The 438-nt window shown below is 66.9% G+C and carries 1 protein-coding gene; it reads right to left on the bottom strand.

The genetic code is table 11. The features are described 5' to 3' along the window. On the bottom strand, positions 1-438 hold a 438-nt coding region (locus tag KVP70_RS33305), incomplete at both ends, for a condensation domain-containing protein (RefSeq protein WP_217946717.1).

Raw genomic sequence — 438 nt, 5'->3', positions numbered from 1 at the left:
GCGTGCCGCGCACCCCTTGCGCCACATCCTGCTCGTCGATCGTGACACGCACCGGCAGCGTGTTGATGAACATGCCGAGCACACGTCCGGCGCCTTCGCCGGCCTGCATACGGCCGAACAGCACCGTTCCGAACACCACGTCGCGGCGATCAGACAGCTTGGCCAGTACCTGCGCCCAAGCCAGGTGCACCAGACTGGCCGCGCTGACGCCTAGCCCGCGCGCCTGCGCGCGCAGCCGCACCGCCAGAGCGGCAGGCAGTTCGCGCTTGCTCTCCCTGATCTGCGTACCGTCGCCGCGGACGTCGAGCAAACCATAAGGCGCAGTTGGCTCGTCGATATCGGCCAGCATGCCGGCAAAGAAGGCCTCATGCTCCTGCTGACTGACACCCAGACGCGCCTGCGCAACAAAATTACGGAACGGCAGCGCCGGCGGCAGTT

Origin of the sequence: Duganella violaceipulchra (genome assembly GCF_019166075.1) — a bacterium.
Classification (GTDB): domain Bacteria; phylum Pseudomonadota; class Gammaproteobacteria; order Burkholderiales; family Burkholderiaceae_D; genus Rugamonas; species Rugamonas violaceipulchra.
The sequence above is the reverse complement of the archived record's forward strand: the minus strand, read 5'-3'. Positions and strand labels throughout refer to the sequence as shown.